Origin of the sequence: Sphingomonas sp. EC-HK361, assembly GCF_902498785.1 — a bacterium.
Lineage (GTDB): Bacteria > Pseudomonadota > Alphaproteobacteria > Sphingomonadales > Sphingomonadaceae > Sphingomonas.
Genome location: NZ_LR701493.1, coordinates 891,036 through 908,360, shown reverse-complemented (window position 1 = coordinate 908,360; position 17,325 = coordinate 891,036). Strand labels below are relative to the sequence as shown.

The following is a 17,325-nucleotide window of genomic DNA, read 5'->3' as shown; positions in this document are numbered from 1 at the left end:
CCTCCTATCTCTCGCAACGCGAGTGCCGTGAAGCGGCAGCACGATGGTAGAATATAACAGGTCTTCTGCAAGCCCTGTCATTGAGGGGAGAGATTAGTTATTCCCTTCCTTGTTTTCTGCCTCGCTCAATAGCGGTTGCCCATAGCGCGCTAGCGCCTCCACTGGCGCCACATCCTCGATCTCGCGCGCGCCTGTGTCGATGTTCAGGTCCCGAAATTTACGCGCAGTGACTAATGCGCGACTTTCAAAGCTGCTGACGAAGGCGTTGTAGTTGTTGACCGCTGAGGTCAGCCCGCCGCCAACCTTCCGGAGATCGCCCGCCGCCTTAGCGAGACGTTCGTAGAGCTCCTTGCCAAGCTGCCCGATTCGCTGCGCCTCTACGGCCAGCTTTTCTTGTCTCCAGACCGCGGAAACTGTCCGAGCAATTGCAATTAAATTTGTAGGAGTGGCAAGCAACACCTTCTTATCGAACGCAAACTCCCATAGTTTCGGATCGTATTCTAGCGCTGCGGACAGGAGGTGCTCGCCTGGGATGAACATGATCACGTAATCGGGCGTATCGGCGAACTGGCTCCAATAGGCCTTGTTGCTCAGCGCGTTGACGTGGGCGCGCATCGCAGCGGCGTGAAGATCCAGACCGCGCGCGCGCTCCGTCTCGTCGATCGCACCGAACGCGTCCTGATACGCGTTTAGGGAAACCTTCGCGTCAATAATGAGGTTACGGCCACCGGGCACTCGGATGACAGCGTCGGGGCGTAACCGCCCCCCTTCCTCCGATTCAACGCTGACCTCGGTTTCAAAGTCGATATGTTCGCTTAGTCCCGAAATCTCCAGCACATTCTTCAACTGCTGCTCGCCCCAGCGCCCGCGCGACTTGGGCGCGTTGCGCAGCGAATTGACGAGCTTGGCCGCCTCGGTGCTGACCTTTTCCTGGCCGAGCCGCATCTGCTCGATCTGGCCCTTGAGCTCGCTGAACGCCCCCTTGCGCTCGCTCTCGACCTTTTCGACCGCCTGTTCGTAGCGTTGCAGCCGATCGCTGACCGGCTGGAGCATCGACTTGAGGTTCTGCCCCGCGCTTTCTTCCGATTGCCGGAAGCGCGCATCGGCGCGTTCGAGGAACTGCGCCTGCGCCGACTCCAGCGCCTTGGCGGCGGCAGCGTTGAACTGCGCGGTCATCGCATCGCGCGCCTCGTTCAACTGGCGCACCGTAGCCTCATGCGATGCCTGGCGCTCCTCGGCCTGCGCGCGCAGGCGCGAAACCTCCTGCATCGCCTCGTTGCGTTCGCGCTCGACCGCGTCGCGCGCGGCGCGCACGATCTCGGCGTCGGCCGCGCGCGCCTGCGCCACCGCGAGATCGCTCGCAAGCGCCTGACCGAGCCGCGACGCGACGAGCCAGCCGATCGCAAGCCCCGCTGCGAGCGCCAGAATTCCCACCAGAACAATCTCGATCATCGATCCGTCCATGTTACCTCAGACGGGGAACATAGATCGAACGAAGGCCGCGCGACAGGGTGAAAATGCAGGAGCGGACAGCACTTTGCCATCCGGCGTATCAGGCCGCCTTGCGCGCCTTCGCCAGCTTCTTGAGCACCATCTCGCGCTTCAGGCGAGAAATGTGGTCGATGAAGAGCACGCCGTTCAGATGATCGATCTCATGCTGCATGCAGGTCGCGAGCATCCCGGTCATCTCGGCCTCCTGCGCCTTGCCCGTCTCGTCGAGCCAGCGGACCCGCACCGTCGCCGGCCGCTCGACCTCGGCATTCTGGTCGGGAATCGAAAGGCATCCTTCGTTGCAGACGGACGTTTCGTCGCTAACCGAAAGGATTTCCGCGTTTATATAGGCATGGGGAGCGCGGATCGGCTTGCCGTCCTCGCCCTCTTCCTCTTGCAGATCGATGACCAGGATTCGCTTGGCGACGCCCACCTGAATCGCGGCAAGGCCGATTCCGTGTTCGGCATACATCGTGTCGATCATGTCCGCGACGAGTGTGCGTACCCCGTCGTCCACCTCGGCCACGGGCTCGGAGACGAGGCGGAGGCGGGGATCGGGAATCTCGACAATGGGGAGCGCAGCCATCCCGGCTAGCTAGGTAAACGCCTCCGCAGCGTCAAGCGGAGCGGGGTGGCTCAGGCGACCGGGCGCCGCGCCCGCAGCGCCTGCGCCAGCGTGCCCTCGTCGAGATAGTCGAGCTCGCCACCGACCGGCAGGCCATGCGCGAGTTGCGTCACACGTATGGGAAAACGCTCGATCCGCTCGGCGATGTAATGTGCAGTCGTCTGTCCCTCCAGGGTCGCGTTCATCGCCAGCACCACCTCGTCGATCCCGCCCGCCTCGATCCGCCGCAACAGCGTGTCGATCGCCAGGTCTTCGGGACGGACGCCCTCGAGCGCGGACAAACGCCCGCCGAGGACATGATAGCGCCCGGGAAACAACCGTGCCCGATCAAGCGCCCAAAGGTCCGCGACATCCTCGACGACGCACAGCGCCCGCGCGTCGCGGCGAGGGTCGGCACAGATCGCGCAGGGGTCTATCGTATCAACATTGCCGCAGATCGAACAGGTTGCGAGCCGTTCCTGAACCGCGGTCAGAGCATCGACGAGCGGGATCAGCGCGGCTTCACGCTTCTTCACCAGATGCAGCACGGCGCGGCGTGCGCTGCGTGGGCCGAAGCCGGGGAGCCGCGACAGCGCCTGGGTCAAGGTCTCGATCTCGGGAGAAGCCATCGCGCGAACAGATAGGGGGTTGCACGTGGCGGCGCCAGCGCGTTGAGAAGCGGCATGCGGATCATCTTCATGGGAACGCCTGCCTTCGCCGTGCCCACGTTGGAGGCGCTCGTCGGCGCGGGGCACGACGTCGTCGCAGCGTATAGCCAGCCGCCCCGCGCGGGTGGGCGGCGCGGCAAGGCGCTGATGCCCTCGCCCGTCCACCAACGGGCCGAGGCGCTCGGCATCGAAGTGCGGACGCCGGTGACGCTGCGCGACCCCGCGGCACAAGCCGATTTCACGGCCCTCGGGGCCGACGTCGCGGTGGTGGCGGCCTATGGCCTGATCCTCCCCAAACCCGTCCTCGCCGCTCCCCGCCTGGGCTGCCTCAACGTGCACGGATCGCTCCTTCCGCGGTGGCGCGGCGCCGCACCCATCCAGCGCGCAATCCTCGCCGGGGATGCGGAAACGGGCGTCGGCATCATGCAGATGGAGGCCGGGCTCGATACCGGCCCGGTGCTGCTCGAGAAACGCACGCGAACCGCGAACAAGACCGCAGGCGCCTTGACCGAGGAACTGGCCGCGATGGGCGCGCGACTGATGGTTCAGGTCCTCGCCGACCCGGACGCCTATCCGCCCCGCGCCCAGCCGGAGGAAGGGATCACCTATGCCGCAAAGATCGACAAGGCGGAAACGCGGCTCGATTTCTCGGCAAGCGCCGAAGCGGTCGAGCGGCAGGTCCGCGCCTTCAACCCGCCCGGCGCGTGGTTCGAGCACGAAGGCGAGCGCGTGCGTGTGCTCGCGGCGGCAATCGCGGAAACCGGCGTTGGCCGCGCCGGTCAGGTCATCGACGATCGCCTCGCCATCGCCTGCGCATCCGGCGCGATCCAGCCGCTTTCCGTGCAGCGCGCCGGGCGCGGCGTCATGAGCGTGGCGGACCTTCTGCGCGGCTTCCCGATCCCCGCGGGCACCCAGCTTTGACGCGCTTTGCGCTGACGATCGAATATGACGGCCGCCCGTTCATGGGCTGGCAGCGCCAGTCACATGGACCAAGCGTGCAGCAGGCGATCGAGGACACGCTGCTCGCCATTACCGGCGCTCCCGCGCAGGTTCATGCCGCGGGGCGAACCGATGCGGGCGTCCACGCCACCGCGATGCGCGCGCATGTCGATATCGAAAAGCCGATCACCGCATTCCGGCTGATGGAAGCGATCAATGCGCGCCTGCGGCCTGCGCCCGTCGCGATCCTCGCCTGCGCCGCGGTTCCCGACGACTGGCATGCGCGGTTCACCTGCGTGAAGCGGCACTATCGCTACACCATCATCACCCGGCGCGCGCCACTGACCTTCGAACGCGGGCTGGCTTGGCGGATACCCGCGCCCCTCGACACCTCCGCGATGGCGGACGGCACCGCGCGGTTGGTCGGGCGGCATGACTTCACGACCTTTCGCTCCGCACACTGCCAGGCGGACAGCCCGATCCGCACGCTCGACCGGCTGGATGTCGTCGCGGACCGCGACCGCATCGATATCTTCGCGTCCGCGCGCTCGTTCCTGCACCATCAGGTCCGCTCGATGGTCGGCTGCCTCGCGCTGGTGGGTCAGGGGAAATGGTCGCCCGACGACATGGCCGCCGCGCTCGACGCCCGCGATCGGTCAGCGCTCGGGCTGAATGCGCCGCCTGACGGGCTGTTTTTCACCCGGGCGGATTATCCGACCGACTGAACTGCGCCGCGAGCTCCACATGGGTCGACCAGCGGAACTGACCGACCGGCTGCACCCAATCGAGCCGCCACCCGCCTTCGACCAAAGTCTTCGCATCGCGTGCGAAGCTGCTGGGATTGCACGAAACATAGGCGACACGCCCGGTCCTGCTGGCAGCAAGCGCGATCGCTTGCTCGCGCGCTCCGGCACGCGGGGGATCGAGAACGACCCCCTCGAAGCGATCGAGTTCCGCTGGCGTCAGCGGTCGGCGGAAAAGATCGCGGTGCTCGACAAAGACCGGCCGGTGGCGGGCGGAAGCGGCCGATTTCAACGCCATAACGACATCGCGTGCCGCCTCCGCCGCATAGACCTTGCCCGCAAGCGAGAGCGCAAAGGTGCCGAGGCCGGAGAACAGGTCCGCCACAAGCTGCGCATCGCCCATCCCCTCGCGCACGGCGGCAACCAACGCCGCTTCGCCTTCCTCGGTCGCCTGCAGGAACGACGCCGGCGGCAGTGCGACGGGGATGCCGCCGAGGGTGATCGTGACGGGCTGCGGCTCCCAGCGCACCTCGGCGCCATAGCCATCGTCAAAGGCGAAGCGGGCCAGCGCGTTGCGTTCGGCAAAGGCCGTCACCGTTTCCGCCGCCGCCAGCCCGTCGGGCGACAGCCCGGTGACGAGAAGGTCGATGCCCTGATCGGCGCGGGTCAGGTGAATGTCGGCGCGGCGCTTCAACCTCAGCGTCGCGAGCAGCTTGCGCAGCGGCGCCACGACCGCGAAAAGATCGGGCGCAAGGACGTGGCATTCGGTGATGTCGACGATCGTGTGGCTCGACGGTTCGGTGAAGCCAAGCACGATGCGGCCGCCCTTGCGCTCGGCATGCAGCGTCGCGCGGCGGCGGGTCCGCGGCGGGGACAGCAGCGGCGTGCGGATGTCGGTTTCGATCCCCTGCGCGGCAAGCGCCCCCGCGATGCGATCGACGATGAAACCCGACCAGCTCTCGTCGTCGAGATGCTGGAGCTGGCAGCCACCGCAGGTCGGAAAGTGGCGGCATGGTGGCGTCTGATGGTGCGGGCCGGGCACGACCGTGCCGTCCGCCGCAACATCATCGCCCGGCGCGGCAAAGGGAATGTGGCGGCCGTCCACTGCGACGCCCTCGCCGCGAGCCGCGACACGAATGATGGAGGTCATGCGCGGGCTCTAGCCGCGGTGAGCGCTCCCGCCAAATCATCCGCGATAAAGGCCGCGCCGCACCGGCGTGCGGCGTCGGTGTGAAGCCAGACCGCGGCACAGGCCGCCCGGAACGGATCGTGCAGCCCGGCGAGCATCGCGCCGCACGCGCCGGCGAGCACGTCCCCCGTTCCCGCGGTCGATAGCCAGGGCGATGCACCTGTATCGATGCGGATGCGGCCATCGGGCGATGCGATGGCGGTGTCGGCGCCTTTGAACACGACCACCGCGCCGCTCCGTGCCGCCGCATCGCGTGCCCGGTCGATCTTGCTCGCGTCCGACTTGCCGAACAGGGCGTCGAATTCCCCGGCATGCGGGGTGAGGATCGCCGGCACTTTGCGCGAAGCGATCTCGGCCAGATCGAGGAGATGAAGCGCGTCGCCATCGATGATCGCCGGGTGTTTCGACGCCAGCGCGTCCGACAGACGCTCTCGTGCGCGGTCGTCGCGTCCAAGGCCGGGTCCAATGACGATCGCGCCGATCCGCGGATCCGCCAGCGCATCCGCATCATGATCGCGCCGCACGAGCGCATCCGGCCCGCCGCTGCCGCCGAGCAGCAGGACATACCCCGCGCCGCTTCGCATCGCCGCCGTCGCCGCCAGCCGCGCCGCCCCGTCCATCGCGCCCGCGACGACCGCCACCATCCCGCGGCTGTATTTGTGCGCGTCCGCCGCCGGCGGTGAAAGGTCAGGCCGCGCCAGGACAGCCGCATCGCTCCTCATCGCCAGCCTGATGTCGAGCAGGCGGATGGTTCCGCAGCGGCTCGCCGCGGGTTGAAGGACATGGGCGGGCTTCACCGCCGCCAGCGCCAGGGTGAGGTCGAAGCGCGGCACGTCGCCAAGGACCGCGCCATCGTCCGTCGCGACCCCGCTCGGCAGATCGACCGCGATGCTGAGCCGCGCCTTGCCGCAGAGACGAGCGAGCGGTTCGGCATGGCCCACGTCGAGCGCACGGGTCAGCCCGGTGCCGAACAGCGCATCGACCACGATCGGCGCCGGGGCAGCGTCGGCAAGCGGTTCTACCGCGCCGGGCCACCTCTGCCGCGTGGCCCGTGCCAGCTCCGTGCGCGGCTCGCCGGCCGCTGCGACCCGCACCCTGTGTCCGTGATCGCCGAGGATACGCGCGGCGACATAGCCGTCGCCGCCATTATTACCGGGGCCGCAGAGGATCAGCACCTCCGCACCGCCAGCCAGCCGCCGCACCGCCTCGGCGACCTCGGTCCCGGCGCGCTCCATGAGTCCTGCCAGATCGCCATGCGCCGCTTCTGCCGCGCGCATCTGATCGGCGGTCAGCACCGGCATCCCGGCGATGGGGGTCACGGCGCGATCGTCGCGGGCAACCGGAAGCGATCGCCACCGATTGCCACATCGACGCGGTCCGGCGCTGGCGTCGTCACTTCCGCCCGCTCGGCTCCGTCAGCGGCGGCGATTCCCGTTCCGTCGTTCGGGATGACGAAGCGCCGGAAGCCGCCGTCCGGAAAGGCGATCGTCAGGAACAGCCCATGCCCGTCCTGCGCGCGGGCGAGCGAACAGACCTTGGCCAGCGGTGCATCACCACGTGCGCAAAGCACCTCGCCCGCGTCGGCGCGCGCCTGAGTCTCCACCTTCGTCACCGCCGCATCGTCGGGCTTGGGCCGGCCGCAGCCGCTCGTCACCGCGAGCGCAACACTAGCGAGGAGCAGCCGCGATGAGGCGTCAGATATCCGCAAAGACATGGCGTTCGGCGGCGGCTCCCGGATGCGTGACCGCGCCCTTATACGCAGGCCCGACGGTCTGCGAATAGCGCCAGAGCGCGCCCGCCTGATAATCGTTGACGCGCGGGCGCCACGCCTCCCGGCGCGCGGAAAGCACATCCTCGCTCACCTCAAGATCGATCGTGCCCGCCTCGGCGTCGATGCGGATCAGGTCGCCATCCTCGACGAGCGCGATCGGTCCGCCGTCCGCCGCCTCCGGGCCGACATGGCCGATGCAGAATCCCCGCGTTCCGCCCGAAAAGCGCCCATCGGTGATGAGCGCCACCTTTTCGCCAAGCCCAAGGCCGTAGAGCGCGGCGGTCGTCGACAGCATCTCGCGCATCCCGGGTCCGCCCTTCGGCCCTTCGTAGCGGATCACGATGACCTCTCCGTCGCGGATCGCGCGCGCCTCGACCGCGGCAAAGGCGTCCTCCTCGCAGTCGAAGCATCGCGCCGGTCCCTCGAATTGCAGGCGGTGCATGCCGGCGACTTTCACGATGGCCCCATCGGGCGCGAGCGTGCCGCGCAAGCCCACCACGCCGCCGGTCGGGCTGAGCGGCGTCTTCACGTCATAGATGACCTTCTGGTCCGGGTTCCACGTCACCTCATCGATATTCTCGCCGAGCGTCTTGCCCGTAACTGTCAGGCAATTGCCGTCCAAAAACCCGCCATCGAGCATCGTCTTCATCAGCATGTACACGCCGCCGGCTTCATACATGTCCTTCGCCACATATTTCCCACCGGGCTTGAGATCGGCGATGTAAGGCGTTGATTTGAATATTTCCGCGACGTCGAACAGGTCGAACGCGATCCCCGCCTCGCTCGCCATTGCCGGCAGATGCAAGGCGCCGTTGGTCGATCCGCCGGTCGCGGCCACGACGCGCGCGGCATTCTCGAACGCGGCGCGGGTGCAGATGTCGCGCGGGCGGATGTTGCGCGCGACGAGCTCCATCACCTGCTCGCCCGCCGCAACGGCCAGCGCGGCGCGATCGGGATAGGCGGCGGGCATCATGTTCGAATTGGGCAGCGACAGCCCGATCGCCTCGCCGACGCACGCCATCGTGTTCGCGGTGAACTGGCCCCCGCACGCCCCGTGACCGGGACAGGCGACCTTTTCCAGCTCGATGAGTTCCTGCAACGGGCAGTTTCCAGCCGCATGCTGGCCGACGGCCTCGAACACATCGACGACGGTCACGTCCTTGTCGTGGAAGTGGCCGGGCAGGATGGACCCGCCATAGACGAAGATCGACGGCACGTTCAGCCGCAGCATCGCCATCATCATGCCCGGCAGCGACTTGTCGCAGCCGGCAAAGCCGACGAGCGCGTCGTAGCAATGGCCGCGCACCGAGAGCTCCACCGAATCAGCGATGACCTCACGGCTGACGAGCGAGGATTTCATCCCCTGATGCCCCATCGCGATGCCGTCGGTGACGGTGATCGTGTTGAAGCGCCGCGGCATCCCGCCGCCGGCGATCACCCCGGCGCGTGCCGCATCGGCCTGCGCATCGAGCGTCGTGTTGCACGGCGCGCTGTCGTTCCCCGCGCTCGCCAGCCCGACGAACGGCTTGGCGATGTCCGCCTCAGGAATCCCCATCGCGTAATAATAGCTGCGATGCGGCGCGCGTTCGGGGCCGACCGACACGTGACGGCTCGGCAGGCGGGACTTGTCGAATCTCTGGCTCATGGCGATCGCCTATGTCGTTCCCATGACATAAGACGCAAGGAAATTACGCGAGTTCGCCCAGAACCTTTTCGACATGATCCATCGTAAAGGGCTTCTGCAGCCGCGGGCGCCCGCGATGTGCCGGCTCTACGCTATCATCGCCGCCGCCCGTCGCCACGACGAAGGGCACCCCGCGTGCCGCGAGCGCATCCGCCACCGGCCAGCTCCGCTCGCCGCCGCGCAGGTTCACATCGAGAATGGCTGCATCGATGCCGCCGCCTTCGATCAGCGCCAGCGCGTGCGCGCAATTATCGGCGGTGCCTGCGACCTGTCGATCCAGCATGTCGAGAAAGTCCTCGAGCATCATGGCGATCAGCGGCTCGTCCTCCACGATGAGGACACGGGAGGGCGACGTCATGCGGCGATGCATAACGGCATCGCGGATTTGCGCAAGCGACGCTGCGAGGCTGCGTCAGCCGAGCGGGGTCAGCGCGTCGCGTGCCGCCTCGGCAAGCTGTTGAACGGAGAAGGGCTTGGGCAGGAAGGAAACATTGTCGAGGTCGATCGACTTGCGCATCTGCTCCTCGGCATAGCCCGACATGAACAGTATGGGCAGATCAGGATAGCGCTTGCGCACCTGGCGGACCATCGTCGGCCCGTCCATCGTCGGCATCACCACGTCTGAAATGAGCAGATCGGGGCGCGGATTCTTCTCGATCACCTCCAGCGCGGCCTCGCCATTCTCGGCGGTCAGCACAGTATAACCCTGCCGTGCGAGCGCGCGTTCGGCGACCGCGCGGACCATGTCCTCGTCCTCGACCAGCAAGACGGTCCCCGATCCCCACAGATCGCTCTGGCGCGGCTTGGCGGCGGCCTTCTGCTTCGGCGTCGCGGCGGCGGTGTGGACGGGCAGATAGATGGTGAAGGTCGCGCCCTGCCCGGCCTTGGAATCCGCAAAGATATACCCGCCCGATTGCTTGACGATGCCATAGACCGTGGAGAGGCCGAGCCCGGTGCCCTTGCCGACCTCCTTCGTGGTGAAGAACGGCTCGAAAATCTTGGGCAGCACTTCCGGCGGAATCCCGGTGCCGGTATCGGACACTTCGAGCGCGGTATATTCGCCGAGCGGCAGGATATCCTCGCCCAGCCGGCGTACCTCTGCGATCGACACGGACCGCGTCTGGATGGTGAGCGTACCGCCGCTCGCGTTGCTCGACACCATCGCGTCGCGCGCGTTGACCGCGAGATTGACGACGACCTGTTCGAGCTGCCCCGGATCGGCGCGGACCGGGCCCAGGTTGCGGCCGTGCTTGACCACCAGCTTCACCGTCTCGCCCATCAGGCGTTTCAGCAGGTTCGACACTTCGGAAACGACGTCGGGCAACTGCAACAATTGCGGGCGAAGCGTCTGCTGGCGCGAAAACGCAAGCAGCTGGCGCGTCAGGCCGGCGGCACGGTTAGAGTTGGTCCTGATCTGCTGGATATCGTCATAATCGCTGTCACCCGGCGAATGACGCATCAGCATCAGGTCGCAGTGGCCTATAATTGCGGTCAGGATGTTGTTGAAATCATGCGCGACACCGCCGGCAAGCTGGCCGACAGCCTGCATCTTCGTCGCCTGCGCGACTTCGCGCTTCAGCCGGCTTTCCTCGCTATTGTCCTTGAGGCTGAGCAGCACCGCCGCATCGCCGAGCCCACGCGCGCTCGCGATGGTCAGCGCGACGGGTTCGTCGGGGTGATCCTTAAGTCGCACCGCCATGTCGGTGGAATGCGTCGCGCCGCCAGCGAACCGGCGAACGGCGTCGGCGACCGCGGTCTTGTCCTCACGCACGACGAGATCGCCGGGATATAGCGGTGCGCTCGCCGGATCGATCCCGGCGGCGCGCGCAAATGCTTCGTTCAACTGGATGAACCGCCCCTCGCGATCGACGAGTGCCATGCCGAACGGGATCAGCCCTACAAGGCTGCGGATATCAGCCGCAGCACTCGCGCCGAGCCTCGGCTGACCCCGACCATCCTCATCGAGCAGCGCGACGAGCAGCGGCGTCTCCTCGCCGTCGAGAAAGGGAATCTGCACGAGACGCAGCGGATTGCCGTCCAGCCCCTCGCGCTCGAACCGGACCAGTCCTTCGGCATCGGCGATCAGGAATTGCGCGAAATCGCGCCCATCGATCGAGGCGCCCTCGCGCCCCACCGCGCGGGCGCGCAGGACGCGGTTGGCGGCGAGGATGCGGCCATCGGGCTGGATGAGCGCGGCCATGATCCCCGCCGATGCCAGGCGGTCCCCTGTTTCGCCGCCCAGCGATTGTGCGAAGGCCACGAGCCGGTCGAGCACGACACCGCCGCCGAAGCGCCAGACGAGCATGTCCTGCTCCGCTCCCGTCCGCGCGATGGCGACGGTGATGGGCAAGCCCCGGATCGCAAGCCGATCGAGCGCGGCCGTGCCGTCGCGCCAGGCTGCCCGCCCGGCCGCGCCGAGTTCGGCCACGCCATTGCCGTCGAGCGGCAGGTTCGGCGGCGTGGGAAACCCCGCGAACAGATCGTCATAGCGGTCGTTCGCGCAGACCAGCCGTCCGCTGCGATCGGTGATCGCGACCGCGTCGTCGCTCGCCTGCGCGATCTCCCGCGCCAGGCCCCAGTCAACCGCGGGCACATCCGCCTCGCCGCGCTTGCCGAACAAGCGCCAGGCTATGACCGTGCCGCCGAAGACGAGGCTGCTCGCCAGGAATCCTGCCGCCAGCTCTACGCTGCCGACGAGCCAGAGGATGACGAGCGCCGCTGCGATCCCCGCCCCCACCGCGATCGCCATCGCCCCGCGCGGGCCGAACCCGGATTGCACACTGATCGGAAGGGAGGCCATCGCCGTCCTCTTCACGCCCGCGAGCGGCCGTCGTCAAGGCGCTTCACCGCTGCGCGCAGCACCGCCGGTCGAGCCGCGTGCCGCGCGTGCGGTCAAATCCGCGAGGTCACCAGATCCTGACGCGCTGATCCGGGTTCAGATACAGCTTCTGCCCTGGCGTCGGCTTGTAGGCCGCATACCAGGGATCGAGATTGCGCACGATCCACGTCCGCTGCTCCGACGGGGAATGCGGATCGGTGAGCAGCCGCTGGCGCAGGTTCGCCTCGCGGTAGTTGCGCCGCCAGACCTGCGCCCAGCCCAGATAGAAGCGCTGGTCGCCGGTGAACCCGTCGATCACCGGCGCGGGCTTGCCGTTCAGCGAGGCATGATACGCGTCGTAGGAGGCTGTCAGCCCGGCAAGGTCTGCGGTGTTTTCGCCCAGCGTCAGCTTGCCCTTCACGTGCATGCCCGGGAGCGGCTCGTACGCATCATATTCCGCCGCGAGCGCATCGGTGCGCGCCTTGAACGCCGCGACATCCTTGTCGGTCCACCACTGGACGAGGCGTCCCTTCGCGTCGAACTTCGCGCCCTGATCGTCGAAATGATGGCTCATCTCGTGCCCGATGACCGCGCCGATGCCGCCGTAATTGACCGCCGGGTCGGCCTTGGGATCGAAGAAGGGCGGTTGCAGGATCGCGGCGGGGAAGGTGATAGCGACGAGCCCGAAATTGGCCTGCGCGTTCACCGTCATCGGGGTCATTCCCCATTCCCAGCGATAGATCGGCTTGCCCAGCTTGCCAGTATTGTAGTCGTGGCTCCACTGGTTCGCGCGCAGTTCATTGCCGAACGCATCGCCCTTCGCAATCCGAAGCGCCGAATAGTCGCGCCACTTGTCGGGATAGCCGATCCGCGGGGTAAAGGCCGCGAGCTTGGCGTGCGCTTTCACCTTCGTTTCGGGCGCCATCCAGTCGAGCTTGTCGATCCGCCGGTTCATCGCGGCGATGACGTTCTTGACCAGCGCATCCGCCGCCGCCTTGGTGGCGGGCGGAAAATATTTCGCGACATAGAGCTTGGACACGTCGTCGGTCAGCGCGCCCTGCGTCCAGTCGACTCCCCGCTTCCACCGCTCCTGCTGCTGCGGAGTGCCGTTCAGCGTCGTGCCGTAAAAGGCGAACTGCTCGGCATCGAAGGCGCGCGGCAGGACATGCGCGAACCCGTCGAGCGAGCGGACGAGAAGCTGGTCGCGCAGCACCCCGATCGGTGCCGCGCCGACGAGGCGAGCAATGCCGGTGACCGCGGTCGGCTGCGCGACGATCAGCGTGTCGACCGGCGTCCCGACGCCCTTGAAATAGGTCACGAAATCGAACCCGGGCGCCGATTTCACCAGATCGGCGACCGCCATCTTGTTGTAGGTCTTGTCGGCATCGCGACTGTCGATTCGCGTCCAGCTGACTTTCGCGATCTCTGTCTCGAAATCGACGATCGCGGCGGCGCGCGCGTCGGCATTCGGTTCGCCGGCGAGCGTCAGCATCTTCGCGATGTGGGTGCGATACGCCGCCTTCGCCTCGGCAAGCTTGGGGTCGGCGCTGATGTAATAATCGCGGTCGGGCAGTCCGAGCCCCGACTGGCGCAGCCCGACGATATAGGTGTCGGGCGCCTTGGAATCCTGCCCGACGCCGGAGTTGAACGGCGTGCCCACGCCGTTGCGATCCGCCTCGGCAACGAGTGCTGCATAGCCAGCCTTGTCGGTCGCCTTGATCTTCGCGAGCCACGGCTGAATCGGCTTCAGTCCAGCGGCGTCGATCGCGGCGGTATCGAGATAGGTCGCATAGGCGGTGCCGATCTTGGAATTGGGATCGGCCTTAGCGGCCTCCAGGATGCCGCGGGTCTGCTCGCGCGACTGGTCGGCGAGAACGTTGAAGGCACCGTAATTGGATTCGTCGGCGGGGATCGGGGTCTTCTTCGCCCATGTGCCATTGGCATAGGCATAGAAATCGTCGCCAGGCGCGACCGACTTGTCCATGCCGGCCTCATCGAAGCCGAACGTGCCATATTGCGGGCCGGCAGCGACCGCGGCGGCGGCGGTGGCGGCGAGCAGGCCCGCGATCCAATAGGCTTTCATGATCTTCCTCCTTAGTTCCTCCCCGGCACGGGGAGGGGGACCATGCAAAGCATGGTGGAGGGGGCCTCGCCGAAGGCGATAGCGCTTGTGGCTGGGGCCCCTCCACCATTCGCTTCGCGAACGGTCCCCCTCCCCGTGCCGGGGAGGATTATGTCCTTACCAGATGTGGATACGCTGGTCGGGCGCGAGGTAGTATTTGCCCGATTTGACGTTGAACGCCGTGTACCAGGGGTCAAGGTTGCGCACGACATAGGCGCGCCACTGGCCCGGGGTGTGCGGATCGGTGGTGAGCTGCTGACGGATCGCATCCTCGCGGCTCTTGGTCTGCCAGACCTGGCCGAAGCCCATGAAGAAGCGCTGGTCGCCGGTGTAGCCGTCGATCACCGGCGCCTTCTTGCCGTTCAGCGACATCTTGTAGGCATCATAGGCGACGTTGATGCCTGCGAGGTCCGCCATGTTCTCGCCCAGCGTCAGCTTGCCGTTGACGTTCATTCCCGCGACCGGCTGATACGCGCCATACTGCGCAACGACCTTGTCGGTCAGCGCATTGAAGCGCTCGACATCCTGCGGCGTCCACCAGTCGGCGAAATTGCCCTTGGGATCGAACTTGCGGCCCTGATCGTCGAAGTGGTGGCTCAGTTCATGCCCGATGACAGCACCGATCCCGCCATAATTGACCGCCGGATCGGCGTTCGGATCGAAGAAGGGCGGCTGGAGGATCGCGGCCGGGAAGACGACCTCGTTCATCAGCGGGTTCGCATAGGCGTTGACCGTCTGCGGCGTCATGAACCACTCGCTGCGATCGACCGGCTTGCCCATCTTGTTGAGCTGGCGATTATACTCGAACTCCGCCACGCGCTCCGCATTGCCGAGCACGTCGCCAGACCTGACCTGAAGCGAGGTGTAGTCGCGCCATTTGTCGGGATAGCCGATCTTCGGCGTGAACGCGGCGAGCTTCGCGCGCGCCTTCACCTTCGTCTCCGGCGCCATCCAGGTCAACTTCTGCAGGCGAAGGTCCATCGCCTTGATCAGGTTGCGGACCAGCTCGTCGGCCTTGGCCTTCGCCTCGGGCGGGAAATAGCGCTGGACATAGATCTGGCCTACCGCCTCGCCCATCGATCCGTTGACGAGATCGACGCCGCGCTTCCACCGCTCCTTCAGCTGCGGGGTGCCCGACAGCGTGGTGCCGTAGAAGGCGAAATTCTCGTTGACGAACGGCGAACTCAGCAGCGACGCCTTGTCGCTGATCGTGTGATAGGCAAGATACTCCTTCCACGTCGACATCGGCGTCGCCTGGACGATCTTCGCGGTGCCGGTCAGCGCCGATGGCTGGCCGACGATGACGCGGGTCTGCGTGCCCAAGCCCTGCGCGGCCAGCATAGTCTTCCAGTCGAACCCGGGCATCTTGGTGCCGAGATCGGCGACCATCATCGGGTTGTAGCCCTTTTCGACCTGACGCAGCTCCGCGCGTGCCCAGTGGACCTGCGCGATCTGCTTCTCGAGATCGTAGATCCGCTGCGCGGCGCCCTGCGGATCGGGCTGACCGGCGAGCTGCAGCATCTTGGCGATATGCGCGACATATTTGGTGCGGACGTCGGCAAACTTGGGATTGTCGACGAGGTAATAGTCGCGGTCCGGCAGGCCGAGGCCGCCCTGTCCCATATAGACGGCGTAGACCGTGTTGTCCTTCAGGTCCTGCTGGATGCCGGCGCCGATCGGCACGTCCATGCCGTGCTTGGTTGCCTCACCGAACGCCGCCGCGAGTTCCGTCGGCGTCTTGATTGCCGCAATCTTGTCCAGATACGGCTTCAGCGGGGCGGCACCCGCCTTCTCGATCGCGGCCTGATCCATGAAGCTGGCATAGGTAATGCCGATCTTGCCCTGAATGCTGTCGGGCGCCGGACTGCCCTTTGCCGCATCCTCGATCACCGCGCGCGTGCGGGTGTCGGACAGGTCGCGCAGGATGCCGAAGCCGCCCCAGCTGGCCTTGTCCGCCGGAATCTCGGTCCGCGCCATCCACGCGCCGTTGACGTAATTATAGAAATCGTCGCCCGGCGCGACGTTCTTGTCCATCGCGGTCAGATCGACGCCGAAATCGCCGAGCTTCGGCTTTCCGGGAGCACTGGTCGTCGCAGCGGCGGGAACCGGTGCCGGCGGCGAGGATTGGGCGAAGGCGACCGTGCCGACGGCGACGGTGGCGAGCAGGCTGACGACGACGAACGACTTGCGCATTGAGCATCCTCTGTTTTTCGGGAGTCGAATGCTGCGTGTTGTAGCCGGCTGATACGCCTCGTCAATTCCGTTTCAGCTGTGACGAGTTTTCCATTTGTGTGCGATCCACACCCGCCAGCCGAACAGGCTGAGGAAATAGCCGCCGACCGCGAACACCGCGGTGACGATCAACAGCCCGACCGCGATCGCCGGGGCGGCATCCGACATCAGCCACTGCATCCACGTCGATTGCGCCGCGTCCTGAAGCGGCGTGCCGGGCACGACCTGATCGAGCCGCAGCACGATCCGTCCGATCCAGTAGGCGAGCGCCCACAGGAACGGCGTGGTGAACGGGTTGGTGATGAAGGTCGTCAGCGCAGCGGTCGGCACGTTCGCGCGAAACGGCAGCGCGAGCAGCGCCGATAACGGTATCTGCGCGACGGGGAACAGAATGCCGGTAATCATCCCCAGCGCAACGCCGCGCGGCACGGAGCGGCGGGTGAAACGCCAGAGTTCGGGCGCAAGGACACGGTGCGCGACGGGGCGCAGCAGCCGGCTCTTCTCCATCGATTCGCGGGTCGGCAGGTTGCGCCGGCTCCACGCCGCGATCCGTCCCCATCCGCTCGCCGGTGCGGATGCCATCAGTTGTGATCGCGCATGATGCGACCGGCCTCGCGCTTCCAGTCGCGCTCCTTGATATGCTCGCGTTTGTCGTGCGCCTTCCTGCCCTTCGCCAACGCAAGCTCCACCTTCGCGCGCCCGCGCGAGTTGAAATAGACGACGAGCGGGACAAGGGTCATGCCCTCGCGCGCCACCGCACCGTGCAGCTTGTTTATCTCACGCTCGTGAAGCAGCAGTTTACGCGGCCGCTTGGGCTCGTGATTGAAACGGTTGCCGTGCGCGAATTCGGGCACGTTCGCGTTGATGAGCCAAACCTCGCCGCCATTCACCTCGGCATAGCTCTCCGCGATCGATCCCTCGCCGAAGCGCAGGGATTTCACCTCGGTACCGGTAAGCGCGATTCCCGCCTCGAACGTCTGGTCGATCGCATAGTCGAACCGCGCGCGGCGGTTTTCGGCGACGATCTTCTTCTTGTCGAAGGTGGCGGGTTTGGGACGCGACAT

15 protein-coding genes are annotated in these 17,325 nt (G+C 66.5%); 2 read left to right on the top strand and 13 right to left on the bottom strand.

What is annotated here, in order from left to right:
• Nucleotides 1-93: 93 nt before the first annotated feature.
• The 3 genes from rmuC to recR all read right to left on the bottom strand — a co-directional run bounded on the left by rmuC (nt 94) and on the right by recR (nt 2,724).
• Nucleotides 94-1,464, bottom strand: coding sequence for a DNA recombination protein RmuC (gene rmuC, locus BOS5A_RS05745; protein WP_151954204.1), 1,371 nt, complete (start codon nt 1,462-1,464; stop codon nt 94-96).
• A gap of 88 nt (nt 1,465-1,552) precedes the next feature.
• Nucleotides 1,553-2,077 (bottom strand): peptide deformylase, encoded by a 525-nt coding sequence (def, locus tag BOS5A_RS05740; RefSeq protein ID WP_151954203.1) that lies wholly within the window; start codon nt 2,075-2,077, stop codon nt 1,553-1,555.
• 50 nt (nt 2,078-2,127) lie between these two features.
• Entirely contained in the window at nt 2,128-2,724 is a 597-nt protein-coding gene (recR, locus tag BOS5A_RS05735) for a recombination mediator RecR (protein ID WP_151954202.1), read from the bottom strand.
• Nucleotides 2,725-2,778: 54 nt separating this feature from the next.
• Here recR and fmt point away from each other — a divergent pair, with 54 nt between their 5' ends.
• Both fmt and truA read left to right on the top strand, forming a co-directional pair.
• Nucleotides 2,779-3,684: a methionyl-tRNA formyltransferase gene (gene fmt / locus BOS5A_RS05730; protein WP_151954201.1), complete on the top strand. Its 906-nt coding sequence runs from the start codon at nt 2,779-2,781 to the stop codon at nt 3,682-3,684.
• Nucleotides 3,681-4,427 (top strand): tRNA pseudouridine(38-40) synthase TruA, encoded by a 747-nt coding sequence (truA, locus tag BOS5A_RS05725; protein ID WP_151954200.1) that lies wholly within the window; start codon nt 3,681-3,683, stop codon nt 4,425-4,427. Before fmt ends, truA begins: the two co-directional genes overlap by 4 nt.
• Here the strand turns inward: truA and BOS5A_RS05720 are convergent.
• From BOS5A_RS05720 to smpB, 10 genes are all read right to left on the bottom strand, one after another.
• Nucleotides 4,399-5,595: a class I SAM-dependent RNA methyltransferase gene (locus tag BOS5A_RS05720; protein WP_151954199.1), complete on the bottom strand. Its 1,197-nt coding sequence runs from the start codon at nt 5,593-5,595 to the stop codon at nt 4,399-4,401. The two genes, truA and BOS5A_RS05720, sit on opposite strands and share 29 nt — an antisense overlap.
• Nucleotides 5,592-6,953 carry an NAD(P)H-hydrate dehydratase gene (locus BOS5A_RS05715; RefSeq protein WP_151954198.1) on the bottom strand — a complete coding sequence of 454 codons (1,362 nt, stop codon included), beginning with the start codon at nt 6,951-6,953 and terminating at the stop codon, nt 5,592-5,594. The genes BOS5A_RS05720 and BOS5A_RS05715 overlap by 4 nt, the downstream gene beginning before the upstream one ends.
• Entirely contained in the window at nt 6,950-7,342 is a 393-nt protein-coding gene (locus BOS5A_RS05710) for a hypothetical protein (protein ID WP_151954197.1), read from the bottom strand. The genes BOS5A_RS05715 and BOS5A_RS05710 overlap by 4 nt, the downstream gene beginning before the upstream one ends.
• The gene (gene ilvD / locus BOS5A_RS05705) at nt 7,329-9,050 is read right to left on the bottom strand and encodes a dihydroxy-acid dehydratase (RefSeq protein ID WP_151954196.1); all 1,722 of its coding nucleotides are present in this window, start codon (nt 9,048-9,050) and stop codon (nt 7,329-7,331) included. Before ilvD ends, BOS5A_RS05710 begins: the two co-directional genes overlap by 14 nt.
• A gap of 43 nt (nt 9,051-9,093) precedes the next feature.
• Nucleotides 9,094-9,447, bottom strand: a complete 354-nt coding sequence (locus BOS5A_RS05700; RefSeq protein ID WP_151954195.1) for a response regulator — start codon at nt 9,445-9,447, stop codon at nt 9,094-9,096.
• A 54-nt stretch (nt 9,448-9,501) separates the two neighbouring features.
• Nucleotides 9,502-11,889 carry a hybrid sensor histidine kinase/response regulator gene (locus BOS5A_RS05695; RefSeq protein WP_151954194.1) on the bottom strand — a complete coding sequence of 796 codons (2,388 nt, stop codon included), beginning with the start codon at nt 11,887-11,889 and terminating at the stop codon, nt 9,502-9,504.
• A gap of 106 nt (nt 11,890-11,995) precedes the next feature.
• Nucleotides 11,996-13,990, bottom strand: a complete 1,995-nt coding sequence (locus BOS5A_RS05690; RefSeq protein WP_151954193.1) for a M13 family metallopeptidase — start codon at nt 13,988-13,990, stop codon at nt 11,996-11,998.
• A 156-nt stretch (nt 13,991-14,146) separates the two neighbouring features.
• Nucleotides 14,147-16,222 (bottom strand): M13 family metallopeptidase, encoded by a 2,076-nt coding sequence (locus tag BOS5A_RS05685; protein WP_151954192.1) that lies wholly within the window; start codon nt 16,220-16,222, stop codon nt 14,147-14,149.
• Between the two features lie 72 nt (nt 16,223-16,294).
• Nucleotides 16,295-16,843, bottom strand: coding sequence for a DUF2062 domain-containing protein (locus BOS5A_RS05680; RefSeq protein ID WP_151954191.1), 549 nt, complete (start codon nt 16,841-16,843; stop codon nt 16,295-16,297).
• The gene (smpB, locus tag BOS5A_RS05675; protein WP_151954190.1) at nt 16,843-17,325 is read right to left on the bottom strand and encodes an SsrA-binding protein SmpB; all 483 of its coding nucleotides are present in this window, start codon (nt 17,323-17,325) and stop codon (nt 16,843-16,845) included. Before smpB ends, BOS5A_RS05680 begins: the two co-directional genes overlap by 1 nt.

Bases quoted from the DNA above. Each gene is read 5' to 3' on its own strand.
- rmuC (WP_151954204.1), bottom strand. From the start codon at position 1,464: ATGGACGGATCGATGATCGAGATTGTTCTGGTGGGAATTCTGGCGCTC.
- def (WP_151954203.1), bottom strand. From the start codon at position 2,077: ATGGCTGCGCTCCCCATTGTCGAGATTCCCGATCCCCGCCTCCGCCTC.
- recR (WP_151954202.1), bottom strand. From the start codon at position 2,724: ATGGCTTCTCCCGAGATCGAGACCTTGACCCAGGCGCTGTCGCGGCTC.
- fmt (WP_151954201.1), top strand. From the start codon at position 2,779: ATGCGGATCATCTTCATGGGAACGCCTGCCTTCGCCGTGCCCACGTTG.
- BOS5A_RS05720 (WP_151954199.1), bottom strand. From the start codon at position 5,595: ATGACCTCCATCATTCGTGTCGCGGCTCGCGGCGAGGGCGTCGCAGTG.
- ilvD (WP_151954196.1), bottom strand. From the start codon at position 9,050: ATGAGCCAGAGATTCGACAAGTCCCGCCTGCCGAGCCGTCACGTGTCG.
- BOS5A_RS05700 (WP_151954195.1), bottom strand. From the start codon at position 9,447: ATGACGTCGCCCTCCCGTGTCCTCATCGTGGAGGACGAGCCGCTGATC.
- BOS5A_RS05695 (WP_151954194.1), bottom strand. From the start codon at position 11,889: ATGGCCTCCCTTCCGATCAGTGTGCAATCCGGGTTCGGCCCGCGCGGG.
- BOS5A_RS05690 (WP_151954193.1), bottom strand. From the start codon at position 13,990: ATGAAAGCCTATTGGATCGCGGGCCTGCTCGCCGCCACCGCCGCCGCC.
- BOS5A_RS05685 (WP_151954192.1), bottom strand. From the start codon at position 16,222: ATGCGCAAGTCGTTCGTCGTCGTCAGCCTGCTCGCCACCGTCGCCGTC.
- BOS5A_RS05680 (WP_151954191.1), bottom strand. From the start codon at position 16,843: ATGGCATCCGCACCGGCGAGCGGATGGGGACGGATCGCGGCGTGGAGC.
- smpB (WP_151954190.1), bottom strand. From the start codon at position 17,325: ATGTCGCGTCCCAAACCCGCCACCTTCGACAAGAAGAAGATCGTCGCC.